Source organism: Nocardia sp. GP40 (assembly GCF_050434125.1).
Lineage (GTDB): Bacteria > Actinomycetota > Actinomycetes > Mycobacteriales > Mycobacteriaceae > Nocardia > Nocardia albiluteola.
Genome location: NZ_JBNPVW010000012.1, coordinates 160,495 through 187,404, shown reverse-complemented (window position 1 = coordinate 187,404; position 26,910 = coordinate 160,495). Strand labels below are relative to the sequence as shown.

Sequence of the window (26,910 nt, the reverse complement as noted above, 5' to 3'; positions counted from 1 at the left end):
AATGCATCCACATGTGCCACGAGCACATTGAGGATGTCGATGGCGGTGCTGCTCATCACTAATCCTTACATCAGGTTATCGGTGTGCGGCACCAATGGTACTGATGTATCACAGATTTCCGACGGTGTGCTCGAGCCTGCGCGCCACCAGTTCCCGCGCCTGTTCGCGCAGCGCGGGCCGGTATCCGCTGGGGTACACCGGATCCGCGGGGGTGTACTGCTTCAGTACCTCGCGGGCGAGGGTGATCTTGTGGACCTCCGTGGGCCCGTCCGCGATGGCCATCACCTGGGCGTAGGTCATCATGTCGGTGAACGGCAGATCGGTGCTGACGCCGATCGCGCCGTGCAGATGCATGGCGCGCTGGGCGATATCGTGCATCACCTTCGGCATCGCCACCTTGATCGCGGCGATGTCGTGCCGGACCTTCAGGTAGTCCTGTTCCTTATCGATGCGCCAGGCCGTGCGCAGCACCAGCAGACGGAACTGCTCCATCTCGATCCAGGATTCGGCGATCTTCTCCTGCGTCAGCTGCAGCCCGCCGAGCACGCCCTTGCGCATCGGCCGCGACACCGCGCGCTCGCACATCATGTCGAATGCCTTGCGCACCAGGGCAACCGTGCGCATCGCATGGTGCACCCGGCCGCCGCCGAGCCGGGTCTGGGCGACGATGAAACCCAGCCCCTCGGTACCGAGCAGGGCATCTGCGGGCACTCGGACGTCGGTGAAGCGCAGATGCCCCTCGTGCTCGCTGAAGCCGGGCACCGTGAAGTTCCGGACGATCTCCAGCCCGGGCGCGTCGGCCGGGACGATGAACATCGACAGGCGCTGGTGCGGTGGGGCCTCCGGGTCGGTGACCACCATGACGATGTGGAAGGCGGCGAATTCGGCGGCGGAGTTGAACCACTTCTCGCCGTTGATGACCCACTCGTCACCCTCGCGCACCGCGCGGGTCCGGAACGCCGTCGGATCGGAGCCGCCGGTCGGCTCGGTCATCACGTAGCAGGAGCCGATCTCGCCGTCGAGCAGGGGCTGCAGATACTTCGCCTTCTGCTCGGGGGTGCCGTAGTGAGCCAGGATCTCGGCATTGCCGGAATCGGGCGCCTGACAACCGAAGACGAGCGGCGCCCACAGCGAGGTGCCGATCGTCTCGTTCAGCAGCGCCAGTTTCAGCTGCCCGTAGCCGGGACCGCCGAGTTCGGGGCCCAGGTGACACGCCCACAGTCCCTGCTGTTTCACCTGCTCCTGCAGCGGTTTCATCAGCGCCCGGATCTCGGGGTCGGTGCGGTCGTAGGGGTTCGGGTACAGCAGGTCCAGCGGTTCCACCTCGGTGCGGACGAACTCCGCGACCCAGTCCAGTTTCCACTGGTAGTCCGGATCGGTCTCGAAATCCCAAGCCATGATCAGCCTTTCGTGGGTGTGGAGGAGTGGTTGAGGACCCCGTCCAGGACGGTGGCCGTGAGTATGTCGGCGATCTCGGCCGGCGAGCGCTCCCCGTGCGGGCGATACCAGAGGGTCACCGTGTTCAGCATGCCCAGCAGGCTGTTGGTGACGACGTGATCGGCGGTACGCAGCGCGCCCGCGGCGCACCCCGCGTCGATCACCCGCTGCCAGCACCGCTGCACCCGATCGCGCAGCTCCTGCAACTCGTTCGCGCGCTCGCCGGTCAGCGCGGAACCGTCCCGCAGCTGGATCGCGACCTCGCGCCGATGCTCGACGATCAGTTCGACATAACCCTGAATCAGGTTGCGCAGCTGGGTGATCGGGTCGTCGCCGGAATCCGCGACGCGCTCCCCGTCGTCGAGAATGAGCTGAATATAGTCCCGCAGGATCTCCCACAGCAGCTCCTCCTTGGAGCCGATGTGGTAGTACAGCGCGCCCCGCTGCACCCCCGCCCGATCGCCGATCTCGGCGACGCCGGTGCCGTGAAACCCCTTCTCCGCGAACAGTTCCACCGCCGCGCTTACGATCCGCGCCCGGGTCGCGCCCGGCGTCGACTGCGCGGCGGGCGGACGGCCCCGGCGTCGCGGCGCGGCGGCCTGCGTCATCGCCAGCCGCCGTCGAGCGCAAGCGTGGACCCGGTACAGAATGCCGAGGCATCGGTCGCGAAATACAGTGCCGCGCCGACGATATCGCCCGGCTGCCCGACCCGGCCCAGGGCATTGTGCCGGACCAGCTCCGCGCGCAGCGCATCCGGCCACGCCTTGGCGATATCGGTCTCGAACGGACCGCACTGAATCGTATTGACCCGCACCGCCGGTCCGTAGGTCTGCGCGAGACCCGCTGTCAGCGCGTTCAATCCGGCCTTCGCCGCGGCATAGGGCACCGCGAGCGGCTCGGGGCGCGCCGCCTCGATCGAGGAGACGTTGATGATCGAACCGCCGCCGGCCGCGGCCAGCCGCGCCCCGATCGCGGCGGCCAGCCGGAACGGCCCCTTGAGGTTCACGGCCATCACCTTGTCGAACATCTGCTCGGTGACCTGGTCCAGGCTCGGATACAGCAGCGACATCCCCGCGTTGTTGACCAGCACGTCGACCTTGCCGAATTCGCCGTAGGCGGTCTCGATAAGCCGATCGCACTGCGTCCAGTCGCCGACGTTGCACGCCACCGGCAGCGCCCGGCGCCCGTGCTTGCGCCGCACCTCCTCGGCCAGCGCGATGCACCCGTCGACCTTGCGGCTCGCGATCACCACATCCGCACCCGCCGCGGCGAAGGCCAGCACCATCTCGCGCCCTAGCCCCCGGCTACCGCCGGTCACCAACACGACACGGCCCGCCAGCGCCTGCTCCATCCGGCCACTCCCCTCGCACAGAAATGTTCCAGTCAGTACATTAAGTCGTGCGCGACCGGAACACAAGACCCCCTCGGCGATATCCGGAACTAAAACCGCCACGACCACGTCTAATAGGAATCAGGCATAGCAACATCGACTCGAGGCGAGACGACGACGATCGCTATTTCCAGGAGTGCAACCGGGAGGGCTGGCTCGAATGACGGCCGCCTTCCATCGGGGCCGAAGCGGGCCGCGGACTACCCCCGAGTAACATGACAACCGTACTTTTTGCATCCGACTTTCTCGAAGTGAGGCAGGTAGATGACGGAGCGGATTCAGGTCGGCGGGCTTCAGGTTGCAAGTGTTCTCCACGCGTTCGTTGAGAACGAGGCGCTGCCGGGCACCGGCGTAGATTCCGCCGCGTTCTGGTCCGGCGCCGAGGCCATCATCAACGACCTGGCCCCGCGCAACCGCGCCCTGCTGGACGAGCGCGACGCGATCCAGGGCAAGCTCGACGCCTGGCACGCCGAGAACCCGGGCACCGGCTACGACAAGGCCGCCTACAAGGCCTTCCTCACCAAGATCGGGTACCTGCGTCCCGAGCCCGCCGGCTTCGCCATCGGCACCGAGAACGTCGACGACGAGATCGCCACCACCGCCGGCCCGCAGCTGGTGGTTCCGGTGATGAACGCCCGTTTCGCGATCAACGCCGCGAACGCGCGCTGGGGTTCGCTGTACGACGCGCTGTACGGCACCGACGCCATCCCCGAGACGGGCGGCGCGGAGAAGGGCAGCGGCTACAACAAGGTCCGCGGCGACAAGGTCATCGAGTGGGCGCGCAACTTCCTCGACGACGCCGTGCCGCTGATCACCGGCTCGCACATCGGCTCGCAGGCCTACAAGATCGTCGACGGCGAGCTCGAGGTCACCCTCGAGGACGGCACCGACATCGGCCTTGCCGACGCCTCGACCCTGGTCGGCTACCTCGGCACGCCCGAATCCCCGACCTCGGTGCTGTTGCGGCACAACGGCCTGCACATCGAGATCCAGATCGACCCCTCCTCGCCCATCGGCAGCACCGATACCGCCGGGGTCAAGGACGTGGTGCTGGAGTCCGCGGTCACCACGATCATGGACTTCGAGGATTCGGTCGCCGCGGTCGACGCCGAGGACAAGGTCCTGGGCTACACCAACTGGCTCGGCCTGATGAAGGGCGATCTGGCCGAGGCGGTCACCAAGGGCGGCAAGACCTTCACCCGCACCATGAACCCGGACCGGGTCTACACCGGCCTGGACGGGAAAGAGGTTGTGCTGCACGGCCGTTCGCTGCTGTTCGTGCGCAACGTCGGCCACCTGATGACCAGCGACGCGATCCTGGACGCCCAGGGCAACGAGGTGCCCGAGGGCATCCTGGACGGCCTGTTCACCTCGCTCATCGCGGTGCACAGCCTGCGCGGCCAGGCCCGGGTCGCCAACTCGCGCACCGGTTCGGTCTACATCGTCAAGCCCAAGATGCACGGCCCCGACGAGGTCGCTTTCGCCAACGAGCTGTTCGGCCGCGTCGAGGGCGTGCTGGGCCTGCCCGCCAACACGCTCAAGGTCGGCATCATGGACGAGGAGCGCCGCACCACGGTCAACCTGAAGGCCTGCATCGAGGCCGCGCGCGACCGCGTGGTGTTCATCAACACCGGCTTCCTGGACCGCACCGGCGACGAGATCCACACGTCCATGGAGGCCGGGCCGATGGTCCGCAAGGCCGACATGAAGAAGCAGCAGTGGATCGCCTCCTACGAGGACTGGAACGTCGACGCGGGCCTGTTCGCCGCGCTGCCGCACAAGGCGCAGATCGGCAAGGGCATGTGGGCGATGCCGGACCTGATGCACGACATGCTCGAGCAGAAGATCGGCCACCCGCGCGCGGGCGCGACCACCGCGTGGGTGCCCTCCCCCACCGCCGCCACCCTGCACGCCACGCACTACCACCTGGTGGACGTGTTCAAGCGGCAGGCCGAGATCGCCCGGGGCGGCGCGCGAGCCACCGTCGATCAGATCCTGGAGATCCCGCTGGCCGCGAACCCCGACTGGTCCGCCGACGAGATCGCCAACGAGCTGGACAACAACTCCCAGTCCATCCTCGGCTACGTGGTGCGCTGGATCGACCAGGGCGTGGGCTGCTCCAAGGTGCCCGACATCAACGATGTCGCGCTCATGGAAGACCGTGCGACCCTGCGCATTTCGAGCCAGCTGATGGCGAACTGGCTGCGCCACGGCATCGTCACCGCCGACCAGGTGGTCGCGAGCCTCGAGCGCATGGCGCCGGTGGTCGACCGGCAGAACGCGGGCGACGCGGCCTACCGGCCGATGGCCCCGGACTTCGCCGGCAGCGTCGCGTTCCAGGCGGCCAAGGAGCTCGTCCTCGAGGGCGGCACCCAGCCCAACGGCTACACCGAGCCGATCCTGCACCGGCGTCGCCGCGAGGCCAAGGCGCTGGCCGCCAAGGGCTGAGCCGCGCGCCCAGCCGCCACACCTCACGAGTCCCCCGGTCGAACACGACCGGGGGACTCGTCGTCTACCACCCTCGGTGACAGCTCACGACCACATCGCGCTGACGCCCGGCTCCGCCTCCCGAATCGCCGAACCCGCACGGGGAAGTGGCCGCACCCTGCTCAGCGCCGCCTACGACGCAGCGAGCGCCTCACCTTCCCGCCCAATCGTCGTCCACCGGCCACCCGTTGGCGACCAAATGCGTTCGCACACGGTGCATGTCGGATTCGTGCGGCATATCGTGGGTGAGCTTCGTGATCGCCACCCCGACATCGGCACGGTCGGCCGGCAGCGCACCGTGCTCGATGAGGGCGTCGGTCACCGTGATCACCTCGTCCTCGGTGAGGCGGCGGGTGAGCAGGGCCAGCAGCGGGACGTAGTCGTGCTCGGGCACGCCCTGCGGGTATCCCGCCCGCAACCACTCGACGATTTTCGCTAGAACCTCGGATAACGCCATGTTTTACCAGTTCTGTCGGTCCGGGTACGGACTGGTCCACGGACGGTCATATTCGGCCGTCGAGCAACACGCCCGGGGCGGCAACTTGGCTGTAATCGTCATGCCCCGAAGGGATTTACGCAAGCGCGGCGGACATTCAATTCTGTACCCGCGGCGAGGGAAATTCGTAAAAAAACACGCCGAGGGGCCGCACCGCGTCGGCGGTGCGGCCCCTCGGCCCGAATTGTGTTGTGAGATCAGCTTTTCCGGGCGAGAAACCGTCCGGGCAAGGCTCAACTCTTCTTCGCTCCGAACAGCTGAACATCGAATGTATGGCTGATGAAATCCTTGGCGATGTACAGGATTCCGAGCAGCACCGCGACAATCACGATCCCGAAGCACAGGTACGCGATCGCCTGGGCGGCCGTATTGCGCCCGCTCGGTGCGCCGTTCGCGGTCGTGGTCTCCATCGACCAGAACCGCACCCCGACGGCGAAGATCAGCGGCAGCCCGGCGCCGAGGATCAGCGCGACCAGCGCCACCTCGCCGAGCGACTTCACGATGGCATCGAGTGTATGCATTCCCGCGCTCCCCTCAGGCCGCCGTCATGGATTTCTCGGCGAGGTCGGACGGCGGAGTGAGCCCGCCCTCCCATTCCTCGTTGACATTGCTGGTGTCGACCGGGTTGCTGCGCGAGCGCAGATAGATGTAGCTCGACACCGCGATCAGGATCACCAGATCGATGAGCACACCGCCGAGGCCGCCCACCAGGTCGGTGATCCCCCAGCACAGCGCGCCGACGAGGCCGGCCAGCGGCAGGGTGATCACCCACGCGACGCACATCCGGCCGAACACGCCCCAGCGCACCTCCGCACCCGGCTTGCCCAGGCCCGTACCGAGAATCGAGCCGGTGGCCGCGTGCGTGGTCGACAGCGGCAGGCCGAACTGCGCCGAGGTGAGAATGATCGCCGCCGAGGACGCCTCGGCCGCGAAGCCCTGCGGCGCGTCGATCTCCACCAGGCCCTTGCCGAGGGTGCGGATGATCCGCCAGCCGCCGAGATAGGTGCCCAGGGCGATGGCCAGCGCGCAGCAGACCTTCACCCACATCGGGATGGAGTCGTGGTTGGTGTAGGTGCCGTACGCGACCAGGGCCATGAAGATGACGCCCATTGTCTTCTGCGCGTCGTTGGTGCCGTGCGCCAGCGACACCAGTGCCGCGGAACCGATCTGGCCGATCCGGAAGCTCTTGCGCACCTTGGTCTCGTCCGAGGCGCGAGTGAGCCGGTAGACCAGGAAGGTGCCCAGCCCCGCGACCACGCCCGCGACGACGGGCGCCAGCACGGCCGGGATGATGATCTTGTTGATCAGGCCGGTGCTCTGGTTACCGGTCCAGATCACCCCGCTGGCCCCGAGCGCCGCCATCGCGGCGCCGATCAGCCCGCCGAACAGCGCGTGCGTGGAGCTGGACGGAATACCGAACAGCCAGGTGAGCAGGTTCCACAGGATCCCGCCGACCAAACCCGCGAACACGATCTCGAGCAGCGCCATGTGATGCACGTTGTTGATGTTCAGCAGCCCACCGGAAACGGTCTTGGCGACCTCCACCGACAGGAACGCGCCGACGAGGTTCAGCGCCCCCGACATCGCCACGGCGGTGCGCGGCCCCAGGGCTCCGGTGGCGATCGAGGTCGCCATCGCGTTCGCGGTGTCGTGGAAGCCGTTGGTGAAGTCGAAAGCCAGGGCCGTGACTATGACTATTACTAGGACAATGAGTTCTGCGCTCACGACTCCACCTCGCTGGCGCTCGGCTCCGTCGTGCGCGCAGCGCACCCTGTATCTGGTTCGCTCGCAAGCTCGCTCACGCTTGAAGTTTCATGCCAACCCGCACAGCCCACTACCGCACGCGCGGGTATTCATACGACGTTCAGCAGATCATCCACCAACGGACATCCAACAGTGTCCGTACGGAAATACTACCCGCGCGTATCGGCCACGGCGGCCACCCCGCGGCGATGCGATCACGAAATTCGATGGGCGCCGGCACCTTCGCGCCAACCGCGGGCATCGGGCTCCCCGTCCGATGAGCGTGCCGCCCGGACTGCCGGTCGAAATAGCCTGGCACGCAGCCGAATCCCTGGGCTCAGCATTCGTCGGGTGCGGGCTTGCCCTGCAGGCGCTCGTCGAGCCAGGCGACCAGCTCTCCCCACGCGGTATCCCCGGCGATGAAGTGCTCGCCCGGCACGTCCCGATAGATGCCGGGCACGCCCAGCGCGCACTGCTGGCGATACAGCTCGCGCGCGCCGGCCGCCGGGATCCAGAAGTCCTGCGCGCCGTTGTAGACCATCAGCGGCATCGCGGACTTCAGTGCCGACAGGTCGGTCTCCCGGAATGTCCGCCGCGCCACGGCGCTGTGCAGCGGATCGGCGATGTCGGCGGCGATATCGATCGAGGGCTGCACCAGGCCCGGCAGCCCGAGCACGGTCATGCAGGAGTCCTTCAGCGGCGAGGTGGCGACCTGCTGCGCCAGGTTGTTCATGGTGGCCAGGATCTCGGGATGCTCACGCCCGATGCCGAATACGGCCCCCATGAATACCCCGGAGGCCAGATTGCCGTTCATCGTGGTCGAGAGCATCCGGTAGTCCGCGGGCACCCCGCCCATCGCGGCCCCCGCGGCCGAACCAGCCAATTCCGGTGCGTAGGAGCGCAACAGCACCGCCGCCGCGCGCGTGGCGATCGCCCCGCCGGAATATCCCGTCATAGCGAACCGGCTCGCACCGAGCTCGGCGGGCATCAGATTACGCACGGCGCGAATGGAATCCAGCACGGCATGTGCGGCCACGTACGGCTCGGCGTACGCCATGTCCGGGCCCTCGTGATCGGGGATCAGGACCGCGTAGCCGCGCAGCGCGGCGAGCTGGGTCAAGGGCGGGAAGAAGTCCGCGGAATTGGTGTTGGCCGAATATCCGTGGGCCAGGGTATATCCCGGGTTGCACTGGCGTCCGAGACCGTCGATGGCGAGGTTGTTCACCAGCAGCGGCCGGTCGCCCGGGCCCGTCCACGGGGTGGCGGGCAGCACCAATGAGGAGGTGGCGTAGGAGGGTTCGCCGTGTGCGCCGGTGGTACGAAACTTCAGCTGCAGCACCCGCTGCAGCGGCACGGTGAGCAACGGGCCCGCGGTCGCGGTCACATCACGGGTGGTGACGACCCGGCCCGGCGTCAGTTGCGCCAGATTCGCCGGAGGGTTGTCGAACAGCGGATCACCCACGTTGTCGGGCAGCACCGCCAGCCGCAGCGCCTCGACATCCGTTGCCGCACCGGACGATTGCGGTGCATCATTTCCGGACCGCGGTGCGGTGTCGCCGGGGTGCGGCACCGCCGGGGGCTCCGGCAGCGCCGGGCGCGGTACCACGGTGTCGATCCACTGCTGCAGATCGGGCACGCTGAGGCTGTGTGGGAGCGGAATCACCGGTGGCGCAGGCGGATTCGACACCGGCGGTTGAGCGTTCGCGGTAGCTGCCAGCGAACAGCACGAGACCACGACCGTCAGCGCCACGACACACCGAGCCCACACGGGCCACCCCACAATCCACACGAAGCCGGCATCGCGGCAAGGGCTCCAGCTCCAACCCCGAGCCTTCGTCACGATCATGTAATTCGATCGTATCGCCCACCAGCCTGAGAAATGCCACTCGTTTTCCACACTGTGACCGAGTGGCCGGGAATAAATCCGACCGCCCGCATGCTGCACCTGTCGCACGGTCGCGGGTGGAGCAAAAAATAGCCCGACAACGCGGTAACGCTGTGCCACCATGAAGACGATGAATCAACGACCCCGCCGGCGCGGGGCCGTGCACTGTTCGGCGAGCACCGGAAGGAGGTGGCTGATGTCCCCGGAGACCAATCCCCCGTCGATGAGTACCCCTGTCCCGCAGCGGCTTTACGCGGCGTGCGATGAGCGCGGAGCCCGGAAGCTCGGCCACCTCGCATTGTCAGCCTGATTCCAGGCCCCCCTTCCCGCTCCGCCTCTTCACGAAACATGGTGACACCCATGACCTTCCGTCGTGCCGCCGACGCGGCCCCCACCCCCGACAACTGGATAAACGCCGGCGTGCTGGTGCTCAACGCCTCCTACGAGGCGCTCACCGAGATCGCCGCCGACCGGGCCGTGGTGCTGCTCATCACCGGCGCCGCGGAGACAGTCGCCGAGCGCGAGCCGCGGTTCCCGATCCGCTCCAAGCACGTGGAAGTCGTGCTCCCCGAGACGATTCGGCTGCGGCGCTACGTCTACCTGGAGCACCGCGTCCTGGCGCACGACGACGAGAGCCGCGCCACCCTCGCCGCGATTCTGCGCCGCGACGACCACCGGTGCGGATACTGCGCCGGCTGGGCCCGCACGGTGGACCACATTCGACCCCGCAGCCGTGGCGGGCCGAACACCTGGTCCAACCTCATCGCCGCCTGCTCGCCCTGCAACACCCGCAAGGCGGACCGCACGCCCGAGGAGGCCGGGATGCGGTTGCTGTGGGAGCCCAAGGCACCCGACGAGATGGCCCGAACCCAACGGCGGATCTGGAAGGACCTGGCCGCCACGTAACCCCGGGAAAGGAGGGGATCCGATATGACAATCGCAGTGCAGGAGCCGACCCTGGTGGATCTGTTCCCGCTCTCGGACGCGAAGGACTGGCAGGCCGCGGCCTGCCGGGGTGACCCGAATCACGATGCGTGGTTCCCGTACCCGTCGCAGGATTTCGAGTACGCCCGCGGCATCTGCGCCGGCTGCCCCATCCGGCGCCAGTGCGGCGAGTTCGCCTCGCGCACCGGCCAGTCCGGCGTCTGGGGCGGCCACGAGTACGACCGCGGGCGCCTGATCCGCGAATGAGAGCCGAACCGTCCCGGCGCCCCGGTGGCGCCGGGACGGTGGCCGTCCGGCGCGACCATTTTCGCATGACCATACACTGACGCGGTGGGTACACATCGCAGCGCAGGCGGATCACGAGGCGTCAGCAAAGGGCTAGTTATCATCGTGGTCGCGGTGCTGTTACTGGTGGTGGCGGTTGTCGGCTGGTTCTGGCTGGGGCGGCACTCGGCCGCGCAGAGCCGCGACGCGGCCGGTGAATGTGTCGAGGGCCCCTCGACCGTGAATGTCACCGTGGATCCGGATATCGCCACCCAGGTGCGCGCGGCCGCCGATCGGTACAACGCTGCGAAACCGCACGTCCGCGACCACTGCATCACCGTCGCGGTGAACCCGCAGGCGTCGGCGGCCATGGTGGCGGGGTTCGCCGGCAAGTCCTGGGACACCAAACTGGGCGCGCCCCCGGCCCTCTGGATCCCGGACTCCTCGCGGTCGGTCCAGGCCATGCGGATCCCCGGCGTCATCGAGGGGACCCCGGCGGCGGTGGCGGTGAGCCCGATCGTGCTCGCCGTGCCGGACCAGCTGCGCCAGGCCCTGACGAGCAACAAGATCGGCTGGTCGGACCTGCCCAAGCTGCAGCAGGGGTCGCTGAGCCAGGTCGGCCTGAGCGGCTGGGGCGGGCTGCGCATGGCGATGCCCACGGGGGACGACACCGTGGCCGCGGCCGCCGCCGTCGGGGCCGCGGTCTCGGGCTCGGACCCGCTGAACGACGAGTCCGCCAAGTCCGGACAGGTGGTCTCCGCAATCTCCCGGCTGGCCCAGGGCGCACCGCAGGTCGGCGACACACTCACCGCGCTGACCACGGTGGGCACCGCTTCACCCCCCTCGAACGCAGCCATCCACGCGGTCGCAGTTAGTGAACAGCAACTGAAATCGCGGGGCGATCTGGCCGAATACCGGCCCACCGGATCCGATCCGGTCGCCGACCACCCGGCCGCCCTGCTCACCGGTACCTGGGTCGATCAGACCCAGCAGGTCGTCGCGGGCATGTTCGCCGACTATCTGCGCGCGCCCGCGCAGCAGCAGCTGTTCGCCGCCGCCGGATTCTCCGCCGCGCCACCGCAGCCCGTGCCGGTCCCGGCCAAATCGGTTCTCGACCAGGTTCATTCGGTACTCGCGAACCCGGTGCTCGGCGTGCAGTCCACCGTGCTCATCGACACGTCCGCGGCGATGGGGGCCAACGACGGCTCGATGACTCGGCTGAACAACACGGTCGGCGCGATCAGCTCCACTCTGGACACCATGCCCGGCGATTTCGGGCTCGGTGCGTGGACCTATGCCGAGGACATCGACGGTGAGCCGTACCGCGTCGTGTCCAAGACCGCCCCGCTCACCCAGCAGCATCGCTCGGATCTGGCCCAGGCCCTCGGCCAGGTCACGGCCACCGAGTCGCGCTCGGACCACACCTATCCGGCCCTCGAGGCGGCGTACAAGGCCGCGGTGAGCAACTTCGGCGCCGGCCGGACCAACAAGGTGCTACTGGTCACAGCCGGCCCGAACGACGACTCCTCGATCACCGGCACCCAGCTGATCTCCGACATCACCGCCGCGATGGATCCGGCCCACCCGGTCCGCATCGACGTCATCGTGATCGGCGGCCAGGGCGCGGCGACCCTGCAGACACTGACGCAGAAGACCGGCGGCACCTACACCAAGGTCGCCACCTCGGACAACCTGGCCTTCGGCACCGCGATCAACAACGCGCTCACCGCCCCCTGAGTCCGGCGCCCGCCCGGTCGCGGGCGCCGGTCGGGCGGCTCAGTCGGCGTACGCCTCGAGCGGCGGGCAGCTGCAGACCAGGTTGCGGTCGCCGTACGCACCGTCGATGCGGCGCACCGAGGGCCAGACCTTCGCGCGGGCCGAGCCCAGGCCCTGCGGGTAGACCGCCGTTTCGCGACTGTAGGGGTGCGTCCACTCCCCGACCAGGCACGCCGCGGTGTGCGGGGCGCCGCGCAGGGGGCTCTCCTCGACCGGCCAGACCCCGGCCTCGACCTGGTCGATCTCGGCCTTGATGGCGATCATGGCGTCGATGAACGCGTCGATCTCGTGCAGATCCTCGCTCTCGGTGGGCTCCACCATCAGGGTGCCCGCGACCGGGAAGCTCATGGTCGGCGCGTGGAATCCGTAGTCCGCCAGGCGCTTGGCCACATCGTCGACCGTGACGCCCGTGCGCTTGGTGATCTCGCGCAGGTCCAGGATGCATTCGTGAGCGACCGCTCCCCCAGCGCCCGTGTACAGCACCGGGAAGTGCGGATCCAGCCGCCGCGCAATGTAATTGGCCGAGGCGATCGCGGTCAGGGTGGCCCGGCGCAGGCCGTCCGCGCCCATCATGCGAATGTAGGCCCAGGTGATCGGCAGGATCGACGCGGAACCATAGCGTGCCGCCGACACCGCGTGCGAACCCGGCTCGAGCGGATCACCGGGCAGGTACGACGCCAGGTGCTCGCGCACGGCCACGGGGCCGACGCCCGGACCGCCGCCGCCGTGCGGAATGCAGAAGGTCTTGTGCAGGTTCAGATGCGACACGTCACCGCCGAACCGGCCCGGACGGGCAAGTCCGACAAGGGCATTCAGATTCGCGCCGTCCACGTACACCTGGCCGCCGGCGTCGTGCACCAGCGCGCACAGCTCGGCGACCTCCTGCTCGTAGACGCCATGTGTGGACGGGTAGGTGATCATGATGCAGGCCAGCCGGTCCGCGTGGTCGGCGATCTTCGCGCGCAGATCGTCGAGGTCGACATCGCCGTTCGCACGGCACTTCACGACCTCCACGCGCAGTCCGGCCATCGCCGCCGACGCGGCGTTGGTGCCGTGCGCGCTGGACGGGATCAGACAGGTATCCCGATGCGTGTCACCGCGATCCACGTGGTAGCGGCGGATCGCCAGCAGACCCGCGTACTCGCCCTGGCTCCCGGCGTTGGGCTGCAGGCTGACGCGGTCATAGCCGGTGATCGCGCACAGCCAGGCCTCGAGATCCTCGATCACCCGCAGGATGCCGGGCGCGTCGTGTTCCGGCGCATAGGGATGCAGGCGGGCGAATCCCGGCCAGGTGATCGGCTCCATCTCCGCGGCCGCGTTCAGCTTCATGGTGCAGGAGCCGAGCGGAATCATGCTGCGGTCCAGCGCGATATCCTTGTCCGAGAGCCGTCGCAGATACCGCAGCATCGCGGTCTCGGTGTGGTACAGGGTGAACGCCGGATGGGTCAGGAATTCCGACGTGCGGTCCTCGATCGCGGACGCCCCCACCACCTCGGACTCCGCCTCCGCACCGGAATCGGGTGTGGCGCCGAAGGATTCGAGCACCACCGCCACATGGGCAGCCGTGGTCGCCTCGTCGCAGGCGACCGACACGTGGTCGTGGTCCACCAGGCGCAGATTGATCCCCCGGCCCTGTGCCTTGGCCACCACGGCCTCCGCGCCGCCGGGCACCCGCACCAGCACGGTGTCGAAGAACCGTTCGTGCACAACGGCTTCGGAGTCCGCGGCGGTCAGCCCCGCGGCGAGCGAGCGGGCGTGCCCGTGCACCCGCCGCGCGATCGCACGCAGCCCGTCGGCGCCGTGGTACGAGGCGTACATCGCGGCCACGATCGCCAGCAACACCTGCGCGGTGCAAATGTTCGAGGTCGCCTTCTCGCGGCGGATGTGCTGTTCGCGGGTCTGCAGCGCCAGGCGATAGGCGGTGTTGCCGTCGGCGTCGACCGACACACCCACCAGGCGCCCGGGCAGCTGACGCGCATGCGCGGTGCGCACCGCGAGATATCCGGCGTGCGGGCCACCGAAGCCCATCGGCACGCCGAAACGCTGTGTGGTGCCGAAACATACGTCCGCGCCCTGCTCGCCCGGCGGCGTGATCAGGGTCAGCGCGAGCAGGTCGGCGCCCGTGGCCACCAGCGCACCCCGCTCGTGCGCCGCGGCGATCAGCGCCGTCCAGTCGACGATGCGGCCCGAGGCGCCGGGCGCCTGCAGCAGCACGCCGAAGAACTCGCCCTCGGGCAGTACGCCCGCGCTCAGATCGGCCTCGACGATCTCGATCCCCAGGGGCTCCGCGCGGGTGTACAGCACGGTGCGGGTCTGCGGGAACAGGTCCGCATCGATCAGCAGCCGCAGGGATTTACTCCCCCGATTCGCGCGGTGCAGCAGCGTCATCGCCTCCGCGGCCGCGGTCGCCTCGTCGAGCATGGACGCGTTCGCGACGTCCATCCCGGTCAGATCCGAGACCATGGTCTGGAAGTTGAGCAGCGCCTCGAGCCTGCCCTGGCTGATCTCCGGCTGGTACGGCGTGTAGGCGGTGTACCAGGCCGGATTCTCCAGCAGATTGCGCACCAGCACCGGCGGGGTGAGCGTGTCGTAGTAGCCCAGGCCGATCATCGAGGTGGCCACGGCGTTCGAGTGGGCCAGCGCCGCGAGTTCGGCCAGCACCTCGTGCTCGGACGCGGCGGGCGGCAGCGCGGCCAGTCCGGTCGCGGCCGGATCGTCGAGAATGTTCGCGGGCAGGGCCCGCTCGGCCAGCTCGTCGAGCGCGCGCACGCCGACAACGTCGAGAATGCGGTCCAGGCCCGCGGAGTCGGGGCCGATGTGGCGGTCGGCGAAGGGTCGGGTCACGGCAGGCTCCCAGGGGCTCGGGCGGGTGTCGACCGGGGTCGACTATCGGGCCCTCCCCCTCTGTCGTGGCGCCTGAGAGATTCGGGATGCGCGCATCCCTTTCCCCATGGGCGGATGGTCCGCATTGTGTGCGGCCATCGCTTTCCAGAGGCGTCGAAAGTCCGCACGGTCCCTTGTGCCTGAGAGATTGACGGGGAGGTGCTGCTCCTTCGGCGCCCGGGCGAACCCGGGACTCTCCCGCACGGCGTCGACGCACTGCCAGTCTAAGCCGGTTCACATGTCGAACGTATTACCGACCCCGACAACCACCGGTCTCGGACTCGAGCCCCGGCGCACTGCGCGGTGCGGCGCCAACGAGCCAACTGATCTCGTTGGCACATGGGTAACTCCATGTACTCGCATCGAAATAGCTTGCGATTGGTGTCGTTGTCAAGGGTGGACGTCTGGCCAGCAACCGCCCGCGTGGCATGACTGACCGACCACCACTGGTTGCGTCTGTGGCCGTCGTGGAGCCGTACGTCTTCCGAACGCGCGGTCTTGGGTCTAGAGGGGCTCGGCTGCGACGTCGTCGGTCATTGCCCGGCTCGGGGCCCGTCCCTTTCGTCCGTACCGCCCGCGCGACCGGGCACCCGGTGCGTGTCCTTCGAGGCCGACGGTCGGCTCACGTCCATCGCGCTGGCCGATGCCAAAGGAACGACTGCTCAGTAACCCGGGCCCAGTCAACCGACCTGTACCAGGAGCGCTTGACCATACCGTTACGGCATGCTCCACAATGTCGGTCGAGTCGACACCGCCTGTGTCAACCCTCGACCGGCCACGACAACCGGAACGACCGCGAGGAAATCTCCACCACCTCCGGCGAGGCATCGAGCACCGTCAACCAATCCCGCTCCAGCCACGACTCGTAACCCACGTGCGTACCAGTCATCGCCGACGACCATAGGCCCGGGAAAATTCCGCTGGCCCGATACGACGGGAACCCCCGCACCGGCGAGCAATCCTCGAACCGCACCGTCACACACGACAGCAACGGCAGACAGACTCGGTCCCCGTCGGCGGCCAGGAACTCGGCCCAACACTCACCGGCGGTATCCGAAGCTGAACCCGTAACGGCACCAGCCAGAACAGCGCTCCGAACAACGAGCGAAGTGAACTACCGCCCAGAACTCATCAGAAATCAAATCCAACCGCGTCACCAGCCAATCTTCGCCCGTCAAGACCCGAATATTCGCGAGACACGCCCTACACCTGGCGCGTGTGTGGGCTCTCAGATCGAACGGAATGGCGTTATATCGTGCCCGTCGGCTCGCTCGCCTTACGATACCGGCCCGCGCCGCTCGGGACGGTCGAGTCTGCCGCACGGCGTCCGGGTCCGTCTGAGCGAGCCGGTCAATGGCACCGACCGCTGCTACCGCCTCCCACTCCGAACTCGAGTCCTTGTGCGAGTTGGTCTTCGGTGGCCTCATTCCCGGCGAGAATGGCGAGGCGGAGGACTTTCAGCCTTCGATGATGCCCTGACGTGGGTGAACCGGGACATCAAAGTAGGCGCCATCGCGCGTCATCCGTAGCGGCGCGAACAACGACACCTGGAACGATCGAATGGCGACAGGGGACGTCGAGTCGGCTTGGAAGATCAGCTGTACCGATCGTGCCAATATTCCGCCCGGTGAGGAAAAATGCCACTCGCGGTTCCCCTGCGAAGAACCGTTGTGGTAGACCCACGGCGGTTCGCCTGTCCAGGTATATACCCGCAATGCAGGCGGTAAATATCTGCCGGCCAGGTCGCCGAAATATATGTCGATACTATAGATCGGCCGCACGGTGTCGTAGTCCAACCGCACCCAATAGAGTTTCAGAGCTCTGCCTTTGCTCTGGAAGTAGGTTTCGAGATCGTCATCTAATATGTTCTCCAACGGATGTCCATCGTCGACACCGAGCTCTGGTTTCACGCTGAGGACCGGCGGAGGTGACGGCATGATGATTTCTCCGAGGACCCTGAGGTTGGCGACTTCGAGGTCCGGTGTGCGGACGGTGACGGTAGTGGACAATATGCGTTCGACTGTGTTGGTGCCGACTTGGACTGTCGCGCGCAGGTAGAACACGGTGGTGTGGGTGACATTGTTGACCGGGTAGGTGTCCAGGTTCAGGACGTTGATGTCGGCGGCGTCGTAGAGCAGTCGCAGCGAGGAGGCTCCGCTGGCTTCCCAGTTGAGTTTGACCGCGCCGTTGTTGTCGATGATCAGCGGTTCGGCCATGAAGTTGGCCAAATGGAAGTCCGCGGGGAACTTCCCGATGTCGAATACGACGGTGCCGGTGTCCCATACGTCGCCGGAACCCGCTTCTCGCCATTCGAGGTCGATGCGCAGTGGCGCGCTACCGACCACGGTGTTGATACGCATGCCCATCAACTGCACGGTGACGCCTTGGTCGCGGCCGATCTCGGCGTGGCCGGAAGCGGGGGTGAAGGTGATGGTCTTGGTGGCGGTGTTGGTGACCGGTGTCCAGCCCGGCAGGCTGATTTGGGCGGTAGCGCTGTTGAGGTCTGGCGTGAGGTCGGGTGAGGTGCTGCCAGCGGGAACGGTGAGGGTGATCTTGCGGCATTCGATGGCTGAGGCGCTGCGCCGGCTGCCGACCAGGACGAAGTCCGCGGTTCGCATGTCGTTGCTGGAGGGTGAGATCCGTACCGGATCGGGGTCGGTGTTGAGGTCGAAATGCAGCGGGGAGGTGTTGTTCACCCCGCCGTCGGTGGTCGTGACGGTGGCGGCCGTGTATTGCGGAATGCTGCTCATCAGCGGGCTCCTCTCTCGTTGTGCTGCTGGGTATTTCGGCCTGCTTGCGCGCCGGTCGGCCCGGTCCACGACCAGCTGCCGGTGGCGGTGGCGGGCTGGGGCAATGTGACTCGGGAAGCCGCATCCGGCTATCCCAGCCGAGCCCGGCCGCGACGCCGGTCAACCCGAGCGCCGGGATGCCGCTGCCCGGATCGGCGCCAATGCCCACGTAGCCGAAAAACGAAGGCTCGGCCGTGGATTGAGGTACGACATAGGGTCCGGGGTCGCCATGGCACGCGCCAGGGTCACCGTGCCCCCGGCACGCGTGGCGCCGGTGGTCTCGTCGAGTAACACACTCACTACCCCGGGCGCCGGACACGGCAACACTGGCAGTTCGAAACCCTCGGCCGCCGCGTCCGGCGCAGGAAATTCCACATCGAGCCTCGCCGCGGTGCCGTCCCGATCGATGGTCAAGTTCACCGACGCGGCAGCTTCGGCCGACGATATCCAGACCGAACCAGTCGCCGAGCAAACCGATACGGACGGTCACAGTGCCCCTCTGCTGCGTCCTGCCCCGTCCGCACTCCGGACGAGAACGGTCTGCGACAACGGTAAACCGACGACAGTCGTTCGCTACGACATTTCGACATCATGCCTGCTCAGCAGCACATCACACACAAAGCGGGTTGACCACGAAGATCCATGCTTTGACCGATCAGCGCCAAGCACCGGTCGCGGTCCAGTTGACCGCCGGCCAGGCCGAGGACAACCCGCGAACCCGTAGAGGTCGTCGCAGACGCAGCACGAGGCGTGGGCTCGACCGATGAATCGGTCGAGTACGATGCGGACTTCCTGGTCGACAGCGAGCCACTCGGCGAGTTCGGCGGTGTCGAAGTTGTTGTCGGGCACCGGACGACGAAGTCATGGATCCGCTGCCCGGTCAACTGGCTCCGGTGGACTTTGGCCCGGTCTGGCGGTCGTCGGTGGGTGGTGTCCATCCGAGTGTCGTTGGGACGTAGACGGTTTTGTGGCCGCGCCAGGCGACTGTCGAGCTACTATCGAATCCGGTGGGTGCTGGCATCCACGGTCATGTCAGGGTCGTAGGTGGGGAAATTGGCCGAAAATATCAGGCGCGCAGGGATAGTCGGCGGCGGAATTGGCGGGCTCACTGCGGCGATCGCGTTGCGAGCGGCTGGTTGGGAGGTGGCGGTCTACGAGCGAGCCGCCGAGTTCGCCGAGGTCGGAGCCGGGGTCGTGCTGACCTCGAACGCGCTAGCCGCCCTCGATCTGATCGGGGTGGGCGAACCCATCCGGGCTCACGCCATAGCGGACCACATCGGCGGGTTCCGTAGTCGGCGCGGGCGCGAACTGGTGCTCGGCCGGGTGAGTGACGCGGTCGGCGGCGACGATGTCGTCGCGATCCATCGCGCCGAACTCATCGCTGTCCTGGTCGACGCGCTCCCGTCGCAGTGCCTGCGACCCGGTTCCAGGGTTATCCGCGTCGACGCGTCCGGAGACATCGAAACCGCCGAGGGCACTACCCAATTCGACCTCGTGGTCGCGGCCGACGGAATCCACAGTCTCACCCGCCGCCAAGTCTGGCCGGAGGCGGGCGCAGTCCGGCACACGGGGATCACCGGCTGGCGATGGATCGTCGACGCTCCACCACCGGAGTGGGTGGGTTTTGTGTTCGGGTATCGGGCCGAGTTCTGCATCCTGCCGATGGCGGGCAACCGGATCTGCGCCTACGCGGGCACTCACCCCGGTATCGAGAGTCTCGACCATTTCAAGGACTGGCCCGACCCCGTGCCCGCCATAGTGGCGGCAGCGGACCCGCAGCGGGTTCTCGAGAACGAGCTCCTCGAGATCCGCGTCCCCAAGTCGCTGGCTCGTGGCCGGGTGGCGCTCATCGGCGACGCCGCGCACGGGATGCATCCCACGCTCGCGCAAGGTGCCGCGATGGCGATCGAGGACGCCGTCACCCTCGCCGCCTATGCACCTGATCTGGCCGCCTATTCCAAGGCCCGGCGGCGCCGGGTCGCCCTCATCAGCTGGCTGTCGGGACGCGCGACCCTGGTCACCCGACCCACGTCCAGGTTCGTGGACGCCGCCAGGGACGCTACAGCCGCTCTGGTGCCGAACCGACTGGCCATCCAGGCCGGCAAACTGGGCATTAAGCTGCTGATCACCCGCTGGTCGCCACCCACGATTGCCGGCCGGAAATCACCCCGGGCGCGCGCCGCGGTTGCCTTGACTGCCGCTGTCGCCTCCATCCGACACTTCCCACTCTGACTGTCCGTGAGCCTTCAAGGCTTGCTCGACAGGTTGCCCGGAAAACGGGCACGGCCGGTTCTCAGAGGGCGGGGGCGCGGCAACGCGCTCCCGCTACCCCCCGCCGGTGGCAACGATTGTCCGGTTCGGTTTAGATGTGTTGGCTGAGCACACTTTTCGACGAACGTGTCCTACTTGCCGGATCTTGAAGCCTATCTGCCGGATCTTCTGCGCAGTCGCGAACGACTGCGCAGCGCGGTTCACGGCGGCCGACGATCCCCGCACCAATTCCCAACGGGTGGCCTCGGTTGCCGTCGGCGCGGTCTTCTTTGGTTGTCTGGCCTTCTTCACTACGAATCATGCATTCGCACAACAGATTTAAGGTGTGGAACACTATTTCGGCGACCATCGGGTAGATCATTTCGGGAGGACGTTCTCCCTGGCTGATCGGTTTGCCCCGGCAACGTCGATCGGGGAGGTACTCGCTCCCGACGGCACTCACCAACCGACATCACCCAAGGTACGGAGGAATCAAAATTGGCTGATACCAACATCTTCTGCGTCAGTGTGGTGTCAAATTTCTCTGATGGTGTTGTAGATGATCGATGTAATCAGTCAGGAGTTCCTGCGTGCCACGTGAAATCGATTCGGCTGTCTTCCCGCATCTGGATGCGGACTTGGACCGCGTCCGTGAGGTTCTCGGACCCGTGCAGTTCCGGGGCAGGCCAGAGCTGACCGCGCTCACCGACGAAGGGCCCGACAGCTCTCGCCGCCTGGTGCGCCCCACTTTGACGTTGCTGTCGTACTACCTGCTCACCGATCCCGCGGCCCCGGCCGACGACCGGGCGGTGCGCGCCGCCGCTGCCGTGGAATTGATGCATCTGGGCTCGCTCTACCACGACGACGTCATCGATCACGCCTACCAACGCCGAGGCCGCCCCAACGCCAACGCGGTGTGGGGCTCGCACATGGCCGTATTGGGTGGGGACTGCGTGACGTCCTCAGGCGGGCGCATACTGATCGAACTCGGCCAGCGCGAAGGGCTCGCGGGGGCGATCGCGAGTGAGCAGATGTGCGCGGGCATGGTGATCGAGGCCGCCGACCAGTACGTGGCCTCCCGCAGCGAGCAGTCCTACCTGGACACGATCGACGGCAAAACGGCGGCGGTGCTGTCGCTGGCATGCCGGGTGGGCGCGATGCAGGCCGGCCGCCCCGAGGATGAGGAAGAGGCGCTGGCCGAGTTCGGTCGCCACTTCGGACTGGCCTACCAGCTGTATGACGACATCCTCGATCTGACCTCGACCGCCAAGGAAATGGGCAAGCCCGTCAACGCGGATCTGCCCGAGGGCATCTACACACTTCCCGTGATCCGCGCCGCCGCCCGCGACCAGAATCTTGCCGGCCTGCTGCGCAGCAGAATGACACATGAGCAAGCCGCCCGTGCCCGCGAGCTCGTCATTGCCTCCGGCGCCCTGGATGAAGCACAGGCGATGGCCGAGGAATTCATGGACCAGGCCGCCGGTCGACTCGCCGCCGTACCCGTTGCCCCGAGCGCTCGCCACGCGATGATCGCCTACGCCCGGTCCATACTCGACCGGCGAACTCCCGCTCCCGCGGTCCCCCCGCAGTCGACACAGCCACCCGGAGTTCACAATGATGGGCTCCCGCCGCGGCTCACGCAATGGCTGAGGAGCTGGCTGGTGGACACCGGCCTTGTCCTCACCCCTGCCGAGGCCGACTACCACCGGTGGATAGGAGCGTTCTGGGGCCGGGCACAGATCCTGGCGCCAGCAGCGGACACAGCCCATGAACAGACCGCCTACGCCATGGCCGTGCTGACCCTTATATGGGACGACCTCTTCGAGGATCCGCAGCTGAGGGACCCGCAAGCCGTGACCGCGCTGAGGCGTGGCATGGTGGCAACACTGCGCCAGGACCCGGACAAACCGTGGAGGTCCGGCGCGCTCCCAACGGCGTGGGCGAGTTTGTGGCCGCGCCTGCGCGAGGGCCGGAGCACCCGCTGGCAGGAGCGGTTCCTCGACGGCATCGAGGAATGGTTCGAAGCGGCCGAACGCGAAGCGCACCACCGCATCAACGGCTACATCCCCTCCACGGCCGACTACCTGCCGCTGCGGACGTCGACCAGTGGGTTCGAATCCGCCCTCGCCGTCGTAGAGGTGTACCAGGACCGGGAAGTGCCCTCGAAGCTGCGCAACCACCCCGTGATCCGCCGTCTCGAGGAACTCGCCTTCTGGGTGACCTTGGTGGAGAACGACCTGGTGGGGTTGGAGCAGGACGAGGCAGACCACGTCCCCTACAACCTGGTGCGGGCGGTCTGTCACGAGACCGGCTGCACCCGCCGCGAGGCCGTCGAGCAGGTGCAGCGCCAGGTGGCCGAGCAACGCGCCCAACTCGAGGCGCTGACCCGCTACGTCCCCGCGCTCTTCCGCGTGCTTCCCGGCCTGTCGGGCCGGGGGAAGTACTACGCGGAGATCTACGTGAACATGGCGAACGTGGGGCTCTGGGGGCGTGAGAGCGGTCGGTACGAGCAAACCTCTGCTTCCGCAGCGCCGGACTTGGAACGCTTGCGCCGTGAGATCTACTACCCGGCCGACGACCTGACTCCTACCGCGCCGTAAGCCCCGCAGCTGGCAAAGTAGGGTGCGTCCCCCGCGCGGTCCACCGTGGTGGTCGCGCAGGACACACCCTCAGTGCTTCGCTGGCTGTCTGGACCTCGTCGGTCCGGGGATGCGAGGTCCGGGAATGCGGCCCTGGTATGGCCGTGGAGCAGCAGAACCTGCGGGTCGTGCATCACCGCCACCGTCAGGTTGAGCTTGTGCCGCGTGCCGCCGCTCAGCGCCGCGACCCGCTCACGGGCATACTCGGAGAAACGCAAGATCTCCATGGTCTCCTCGGCCCGCCGCAAATCCATGCCGCGGTCGACATTCCGGTTGTTGTACGACTGGGCCATCCGACGACGTCCGGACAATTCTTGACGAATCCCGACCGCCGGCCCGACACCCAGTTCTCCCTGCACCTGACGACACGCAGAAATCGCGGGGAGGCGGGGGAGCCGCATCCTCAGTCCTGCAGGGGCAGGTCGAGCCGTCCGGCGGTGAGGGTGATGGCGGCACCGGGGGCAGTGACACCGGCGTAGCGGCTGTCGTGGGTACCGACGATCAGGGTGAGCCGGTGCCCGGCCGCGACCACCCAGTCGACCGGTTGCAATTCGACTGTGACGGAACCGGTTCCGGTCACCGTGACGGGGGCGTGGCTGAGCAACACACCGCTGCCGTCGGGGCCCTCGTCGTACAGGTAGGCGACGACGGTAGCGGGGTGTGCCATGCCGACAGTCACGGTGAGGTCGGGCAGACCGACGAGCCGGCGCGGCGCGGCGAACACGGCGGTACGCCACGCCGGGGTGACAGCGCCCAATGGAGCGGGTTGCACGGTCCCCAGGTATTGCAGTGCACCGGTGAGATACACCGGGCCGCTGTCGACGCCGGCGGCGCCGCCGACGAGGGTGGTGGCGGTGGACGCCGCCGCCGGATCGAGCACGCCGGCACCGAGCGCGAGCCCGGTAGTGGCGCGTAGGTCCGCGATCGCCATGGGCGCCGAATACTGCTGGCCGCCGAGCATTTCGGCGGGCGAGCTGGTCATCGGGGCCAGGTGCAGGGGCGGTTCGCCGAGCAGGCCGGGGTCGGTGCCGCGCAGCGCGGCATCGAGCCAGCGGTAGGCGGTATCCCAATCGTGGTTGGGCAGGCCCAGATATCCGCCGGGGGCGTCGGATACCGAATGGTCGCCGGCGGACAGCTCCAGCCGCAGCGGGCCGCGATAGCCGGCGAAGGCATCCACAAGCTGCCGGGGCGGATACAGCGAGTCGCCCCACGCCTGGCCGACGAACACCGCGGGCCTGTTGGCCGCCAGTGCCCGCATGTCGACATCGCGGGCGGCGGTGAACCGCTGCGGGTCCGCCGCGTCGAGGATATGGCGGGCGTCGGCGCCGAACCGGCTGGTGGCGCCGCCCAGCAGGCGCTGGGTGCCGATGGCCTCGACATCGGCGGTACCGCCGGGGAACCACGCCCGGGTAAGGTCGGCCCAGCCGCCGAGACTGACCACCGCCCGGATTCGCCGATCGTGTGCGGCAGCCAGCAGACCGGTGCCGCCACCGTTGCCCATGCCCGCCACCGCTGCCGCGCCGGTACCGAATCGGCCACCGGCCCAGTCGATCAGTTCGGAGACGTCCTGGATCTCGCGCGGGCCGGCGAAGTCGAACTCGCCCGTGGAGCCGAAGGTGCCACGCGGGTCGTAGACGATGACCGTGTAGCCACGCGAGTGCAGCGCCTGCAGCGGGGCCTGGTACATCAGCCGCGGCACGCCGACCTCACCGGGGATCAGCACCAGCGGGCTGCCGGGCACGGCGGGTAACACCGTCGCCTCGATTCGCACACCGTCGGACATGACGACATCGACCTGCTCCGGTCCGGCAGCGGCGGCAGGACCGATCCCCAGGGTCGACAGCACCACCACCGACATCGCGACAAAGGTTTTCACCGGTCGGGCTCTCACTGGTACACCGCCGCAAGGATCTCGTCGAACAGGGGATTGGCGAAGCGTTCCCGCAGCTGCGCCGGATCCACGCCGCCGGCCGCGGCGATCCGGCGGACATGTGCGGCGAACCGGGGAATCTGCTCGGCGTAGGCGACCTCGCGCAGGTATTCGGCAGGGCGACGGCCCTCGATGCTGCCCGGCCACTGCTTGGCCCAGTGCGGGCGCACATTGAGCCGCGCGCCGTCCGCGCCGGTGATCCCGGCCCAGCGATCGTAGAGCTGCTGGATGAAGGTGTTCCAATCCGACTGCGGCACCAGCTGACTGGTGAGTACCTCGATGGAGCAGGTGCCGAACGTGTTGCCGTAGGTCGGGGACATATCCACCGACGATCCACCCATCACCCGCATCTCCAGGGCCACCCGCATCGGCGCATCAGGCCGGGAATAGACCAGGTTGATGGCCTCCCACCACGCGCGCGCCGGCACCGTCCAGTCGGGCTTGCCGTCCGCGGCGGCGGGAATCGGAATCTCGACCTCCATGTCCAGCACGCGCCAATTGCGCACCCCGCGCCGGAAATGGATGGCATCGATCAGCGGCGTCGCCACCGGTGGATCGTCCGGGCCGCAGTGCAGCAGCCCGACCGCGGTGACCGCTCCCAGCACCTCCGCCTGCGTGCGGCCGGGGGCGGCGCGCCACGCCGGCACCTGCTCGAGCATGGTGGACAGCCATTCCTCCAGGTAGTGCACGACGTTGTCGAGATAGTCGGGAGTCGACGGGGCGGGCGGGCCGTCGTTGCTCCAGGTATTGACATAGACGTCGGGACGGTAGGGGAACCAGAACCATTCGGCGTAGTAGTCCTGTTCCGCGCGGCGGGTGAACTCGCGCCAGGCGGCGTCGCGTTGCGCGTCGGTGACCGAGATCGCCAGCTCCGGCGGCACCTGTTGGCCGGGCGCGGGCGGGACCGCCAGCAGCGCCGGCACCATAATCGGCTTCATGTTCGCGTACGTCATCGGGTCGAGCCGGAAGGTGATCGCGGTGAGGATGCCGAGGATGCCGAAGGCACCGGCCGCGGCGGTGATCAGCTCCGGATCCGACACCGTCTGCAGTTCGCCGCGCGCGTTGACGAATTCGACCGCGGCGACCAGATCGCTGATCGTCTGGTTGCGTAACCCTGCCCCGTGACAAATCATCGAAATGCTGCCACCCAGGGTGATTTCGGAGAGGACCACGTTCAAGGGCAGGGTCCAGCGGCGGTTTCCACCGGAGGAACTGAGCATCCAGTCGCGAAACTGCTGATTGGTGGTGGACGCCCCAACCCGCACGAGCCCCTTGCCCTCGACGACGCCGACGAACGTGCAGCCCTGCAGCTGGTTGTCCCGGTCGACCGGCGCGAGGTCGGCGGGCAGATTGTCAACCTGCTCGAGTTGCAGCATGGAGATCAACACCCCGCCGTCGGCGCCGAAGACGTCGTTCCAGGAATGCCGGTACCCAGCCGCCCGCACCACCCGGCGCTGCCCTGCCGCCCATGCAACGACGTTGCACACCCCGGCCTTCGTGGTCGGCACGAAGGTGTATTCGGGAACGTTGTCCACGGTCAGGCCCCAATTGCGGAAGCGGTAGCCGGGCACGTACCGCACCGGGTGACCGGTGCTCTCCAGGATGCCCGAAAATTCCAGCGCCTGCGCGTCGATGAACGCCCGCAATTCGGCGACCTCGTCGGACAGCTCGAACGGTGACCCCCCGATGCCGGTGAGGCTACTCGCACCTTCCACGGCCGCGATGACATCGCGCACCGGCCGTGGCAGCGACCGCGACAGGTTCCTCACCGTCGGATCGGTTTTCAGGAATTCCAGCACCAGCCGGTCGGCCGTGGTCCGGTCGACGCCCGGGCGGCGCAGCGCCGCCAGCAGGTGCGCGACCGCATCGTCGCGCGGCGCGGGCGGCGGGTCGGCGACCGCGGCCGGGGTGAGCCGGGCCGGCGGCAGCGCCGAAAGACCCAGCAGCAGTGCGGGCAACGATTTCAGCAGCATGCGGCGTTGGGTGCGCATGGGGG

General features: G+C 67.7%; 19 protein-coding genes and 1 riboswitch. Of the genes, 6 read left to right on the top strand and 13 right to left on the bottom strand.

What is annotated here, in order from left to right; genetic code table 11:
- Positions 1 to 108: 108 nt before the first annotated feature.
- Genes ABH933_RS31765 through ABH933_RS31755 form a run of 3 tightly spaced genes read right to left on the bottom strand, consistent with a single transcriptional unit; the run spans position 109 to position 2,788 of the window.
- On the bottom strand, positions 109 to 1,398 hold the full coding sequence (locus ABH933_RS31765; protein WP_429423379.1) for an acyl-CoA dehydrogenase family protein: 1,290 nt from the start codon (positions 1,396 to 1,398) through the stop codon (positions 109 to 111).
- Positions 1,399 to 1,400: 2 nt separating this feature from the next.
- On the bottom strand, positions 1,401 to 2,045 hold the full coding sequence (locus ABH933_RS31760) for a TetR/AcrR family transcriptional regulator (protein WP_429423378.1): 645 nt from the start codon (positions 2,043 to 2,045) through the stop codon (positions 1,401 to 1,403).
- Complete coding sequence (locus ABH933_RS31755; protein ID WP_429423377.1) at positions 2,042 to 2,788, bottom strand: SDR family NAD(P)-dependent oxidoreductase; 747 nt, start codon at positions 2,786 to 2,788, stop codon at positions 2,042 to 2,044. Before ABH933_RS31755 ends, ABH933_RS31760 begins: the two co-directional genes overlap by 4 nt.
- A 303-nt stretch (positions 2,789 to 3,091) precedes the next feature.
- On the opposite strand from ABH933_RS31755, the gene ABH933_RS31750 reads away from it, so the two are divergent.
- The gene (locus tag ABH933_RS31750; protein ID WP_429423376.1) at positions 3,092 to 5,275 is read left to right on the top strand and encodes a malate synthase G; all 2,184 of its coding nucleotides are present in this window, start codon (positions 3,092 to 3,094) and stop codon (positions 5,273 to 5,275) included.
- Between the two features lie 190 nt (positions 5,276 to 5,465).
- Here ABH933_RS31750 and ABH933_RS31745 read toward each other — a convergent pair whose 3' ends face one another.
- The 4 genes from ABH933_RS31745 to ABH933_RS31730 form a co-directional block, all read right to left on the bottom strand.
- Positions 5,466 to 5,771, bottom strand: a complete 306-nt coding sequence (locus tag ABH933_RS31745) for a DUF3349 domain-containing protein (RefSeq protein WP_429423374.1) — start codon at positions 5,769 to 5,771, stop codon at positions 5,466 to 5,468.
- A 272-nt stretch (positions 5,772 to 6,043) separates the two neighbouring features.
- On the bottom strand, positions 6,044 to 6,331 hold the full coding sequence (locus ABH933_RS31740) for a hypothetical protein (protein WP_215916817.1): 288 nt from the start codon (positions 6,329 to 6,331) through the stop codon (positions 6,044 to 6,046).
- 13 nt (positions 6,332 to 6,344) lie between these two features.
- The gene (locus ABH933_RS31735; protein ID WP_215916816.1) at positions 6,345 to 7,535 is read right to left on the bottom strand and encodes an inorganic phosphate transporter; all 1,191 of its coding nucleotides are present in this window, start codon (positions 7,533 to 7,535) and stop codon (positions 6,345 to 6,347) included.
- Between the two features lie 355 nt (positions 7,536 to 7,890).
- Positions 7,891 to 9,189 (bottom strand): lipase family protein, encoded by a 1,299-nt coding sequence (locus ABH933_RS31730; protein ID WP_429423373.1) that lies wholly within the window; start codon positions 9,187 to 9,189, stop codon positions 7,891 to 7,893.
- Positions 9,190 to 9,798: 609 nt separating this feature from the next.
- On the opposite strand from ABH933_RS31730, the gene ABH933_RS31725 reads away from it, so the two are divergent.
- The 3 genes from ABH933_RS31725 to ABH933_RS31715 all read left to right on the top strand — a co-directional run bounded on the left by ABH933_RS31725 (position 9,799) and on the right by ABH933_RS31715 (position 12,384).
- A complete protein-coding gene (locus tag ABH933_RS31725; RefSeq protein WP_429423372.1) occupies positions 9,799 to 10,344 on the top strand; it encodes an HNH endonuclease in 546 nt (181 codons plus the stop codon).
- A 24-nt stretch (positions 10,345 to 10,368) separates the two neighbouring features.
- Positions 10,369 to 10,629: a WhiB family transcriptional regulator gene (locus tag ABH933_RS31720; RefSeq protein WP_215916814.1), complete on the top strand. Its 261-nt coding sequence runs from the start codon at positions 10,369 to 10,371 to the stop codon at positions 10,627 to 10,629.
- A 153-nt stretch (positions 10,630 to 10,782) separates the two neighbouring features.
- Entirely contained in the window at positions 10,783 to 12,384 is a 1,602-nt protein-coding gene (locus tag ABH933_RS31715) for a substrate-binding domain-containing protein (RefSeq protein WP_429423371.1), read from the top strand.
- A gap of 39 nt (positions 12,385 to 12,423) precedes the next feature.
- On the opposite strand, the gene gcvP is transcribed toward ABH933_RS31715, so the two are convergent.
- From gcvP to ABH933_RS31700, 3 genes are all read right to left on the bottom strand, one after another.
- Positions 12,424 to 15,267 (bottom strand): aminomethyl-transferring glycine dehydrogenase, encoded by a 2,844-nt coding sequence (gene gcvP, locus ABH933_RS31710; RefSeq protein ID WP_429423370.1) that lies wholly within the window; start codon positions 15,265 to 15,267, stop codon positions 12,424 to 12,426.
- A gap of 156 nt (positions 15,268 to 15,423) precedes the next feature.
- A riboswitch (glycine riboswitch) is annotated at positions 15,424 to 15,517 on the bottom strand.
- A gap of 549 nt (positions 15,518 to 16,066) precedes the next feature.
- On the bottom strand, positions 16,067 to 16,195 hold the full coding sequence (locus ABH933_RS31705) for a hypothetical protein (RefSeq protein ID WP_429423369.1): 129 nt from the start codon (positions 16,193 to 16,195) through the stop codon (positions 16,067 to 16,069).
- A gap of 568 nt (positions 16,196 to 16,763) precedes the next feature.
- A complete protein-coding gene (locus ABH933_RS31700) occupies positions 16,764 to 18,056 on the bottom strand; it encodes a hypothetical protein (protein ID WP_429423368.1) in 1,293 nt (430 codons plus the stop codon).
- Between the two features lie 1,092 nt (positions 18,057 to 19,148).
- On the opposite strand from ABH933_RS31700, the gene ABH933_RS31695 reads away from it, so the two are divergent.
- Positions 19,149 to 20,327 carry an FAD-dependent monooxygenase gene (locus tag ABH933_RS31695; protein ID WP_429423367.1) on the top strand — a complete coding sequence of 393 codons (1,179 nt, stop codon included), beginning with the start codon at positions 19,149 to 19,151 and terminating at the stop codon, positions 20,325 to 20,327.
- Between the two features lie 608 nt (positions 20,328 to 20,935).
- Positions 20,936 to 22,945, top strand: coding sequence for a polyprenyl synthetase family protein (locus tag ABH933_RS31690; protein ID WP_429423366.1), 2,010 nt, complete (start codon positions 20,936 to 20,938; stop codon positions 22,943 to 22,945).
- On the opposite strand, the gene ABH933_RS31685 is transcribed toward ABH933_RS31690, so the two are convergent.
- The 3 genes from ABH933_RS31685 to ABH933_RS31675 form a co-directional block, all read right to left on the bottom strand.
- Positions 22,909 to 23,277: a hypothetical protein gene (locus ABH933_RS31685; protein WP_429423365.1), complete on the bottom strand. Its 369-nt coding sequence runs from the start codon at positions 23,275 to 23,277 to the stop codon at positions 22,909 to 22,911. The genes ABH933_RS31690 and ABH933_RS31685 overlap by 37 nt on opposite strands.
- 110 nt (positions 23,278 to 23,387) lie before the next feature.
- Entirely contained in the window at positions 23,388 to 24,875 is a 1,488-nt protein-coding gene (locus ABH933_RS31680; protein ID WP_429423364.1) for an alpha/beta fold hydrolase, read from the bottom strand.
- Positions 24,872 to 26,905 carry an FAD-binding protein gene (locus ABH933_RS31675; protein WP_429423363.1) on the bottom strand — a complete coding sequence of 678 codons (2,034 nt, stop codon included), beginning with the start codon at positions 26,903 to 26,905 and terminating at the stop codon, positions 24,872 to 24,874. Before ABH933_RS31675 ends, ABH933_RS31680 begins: the two co-directional genes overlap by 4 nt.
- Positions 26,906 to 26,910 lie beyond the last annotated feature (5 nt).

What these genes read in the sequence shown, in the direction of transcription:
- ABH933_RS31765 (WP_429423379.1), bottom strand. Translation starts at nt 1,398, where the DNA reads ATGGCTTGGGATTTCGAGACCGATCCGGACTACCAGTGGAAACTGGAC.
- ABH933_RS31760 (WP_429423378.1), bottom strand. Translation starts at nt 2,045, where the DNA reads ATGACGCAGGCCGCCGCGCCGCGACGCCGGGGCCGTCCGCCCGCCGCG.
- ABH933_RS31755 (WP_429423377.1), bottom strand. Translation starts at nt 2,788, where the DNA reads ATGGAGCAGGCGCTGGCGGGCCGTGTCGTGTTGGTGACCGGCGGTAGC.
- ABH933_RS31750 (WP_429423376.1), top strand. Translation starts at nt 3,092, where the DNA reads ATGACGGAGCGGATTCAGGTCGGCGGGCTTCAGGTTGCAAGTGTTCTC.
- ABH933_RS31745 (WP_429423374.1), bottom strand. Translation starts at nt 5,771, where the DNA reads ATGGCGTTATCCGAGGTTCTAGCGAAAATCGTCGAGTGGTTGCGGGCG.
- ABH933_RS31740 (WP_215916817.1), bottom strand. Translation starts at nt 6,331, where the DNA reads ATGCATACACTCGATGCCATCGTGAAGTCGCTCGGCGAGGTGGCGCTG.
- ABH933_RS31725 (WP_429423372.1), top strand. Translation starts at nt 9,799, where the DNA reads ATGACCTTCCGTCGTGCCGCCGACGCGGCCCCCACCCCCGACAACTGG.
- ABH933_RS31720 (WP_215916814.1), top strand. Translation starts at nt 10,369, where the DNA reads ATGACAATCGCAGTGCAGGAGCCGACCCTGGTGGATCTGTTCCCGCTC.
- ABH933_RS31705 (WP_429423369.1), bottom strand. Translation starts at nt 16,195, where the DNA reads ATGACTGGTACGCACGTGGGTTACGAGTCGTGGCTGGAGCGGGATTGG.
- ABH933_RS31700 (WP_429423368.1), bottom strand. Translation starts at nt 18,056, where the DNA reads ATGAGCAGCATTCCGCAATACACGGCCGCCACCGTCACGACCACCGAC.
- ABH933_RS31685 (WP_429423365.1), bottom strand. Translation starts at nt 23,277, where the DNA reads ATGGCCCAGTCGTACAACAACCGGAATGTCGACCGCGGCATGGATTTG.
- ABH933_RS31675 (WP_429423363.1), bottom strand. Translation starts at nt 26,905, where the DNA reads ATGCGCACCCAACGCCGCATGCTGCTGAAATCGTTGCCCGCACTGCTG.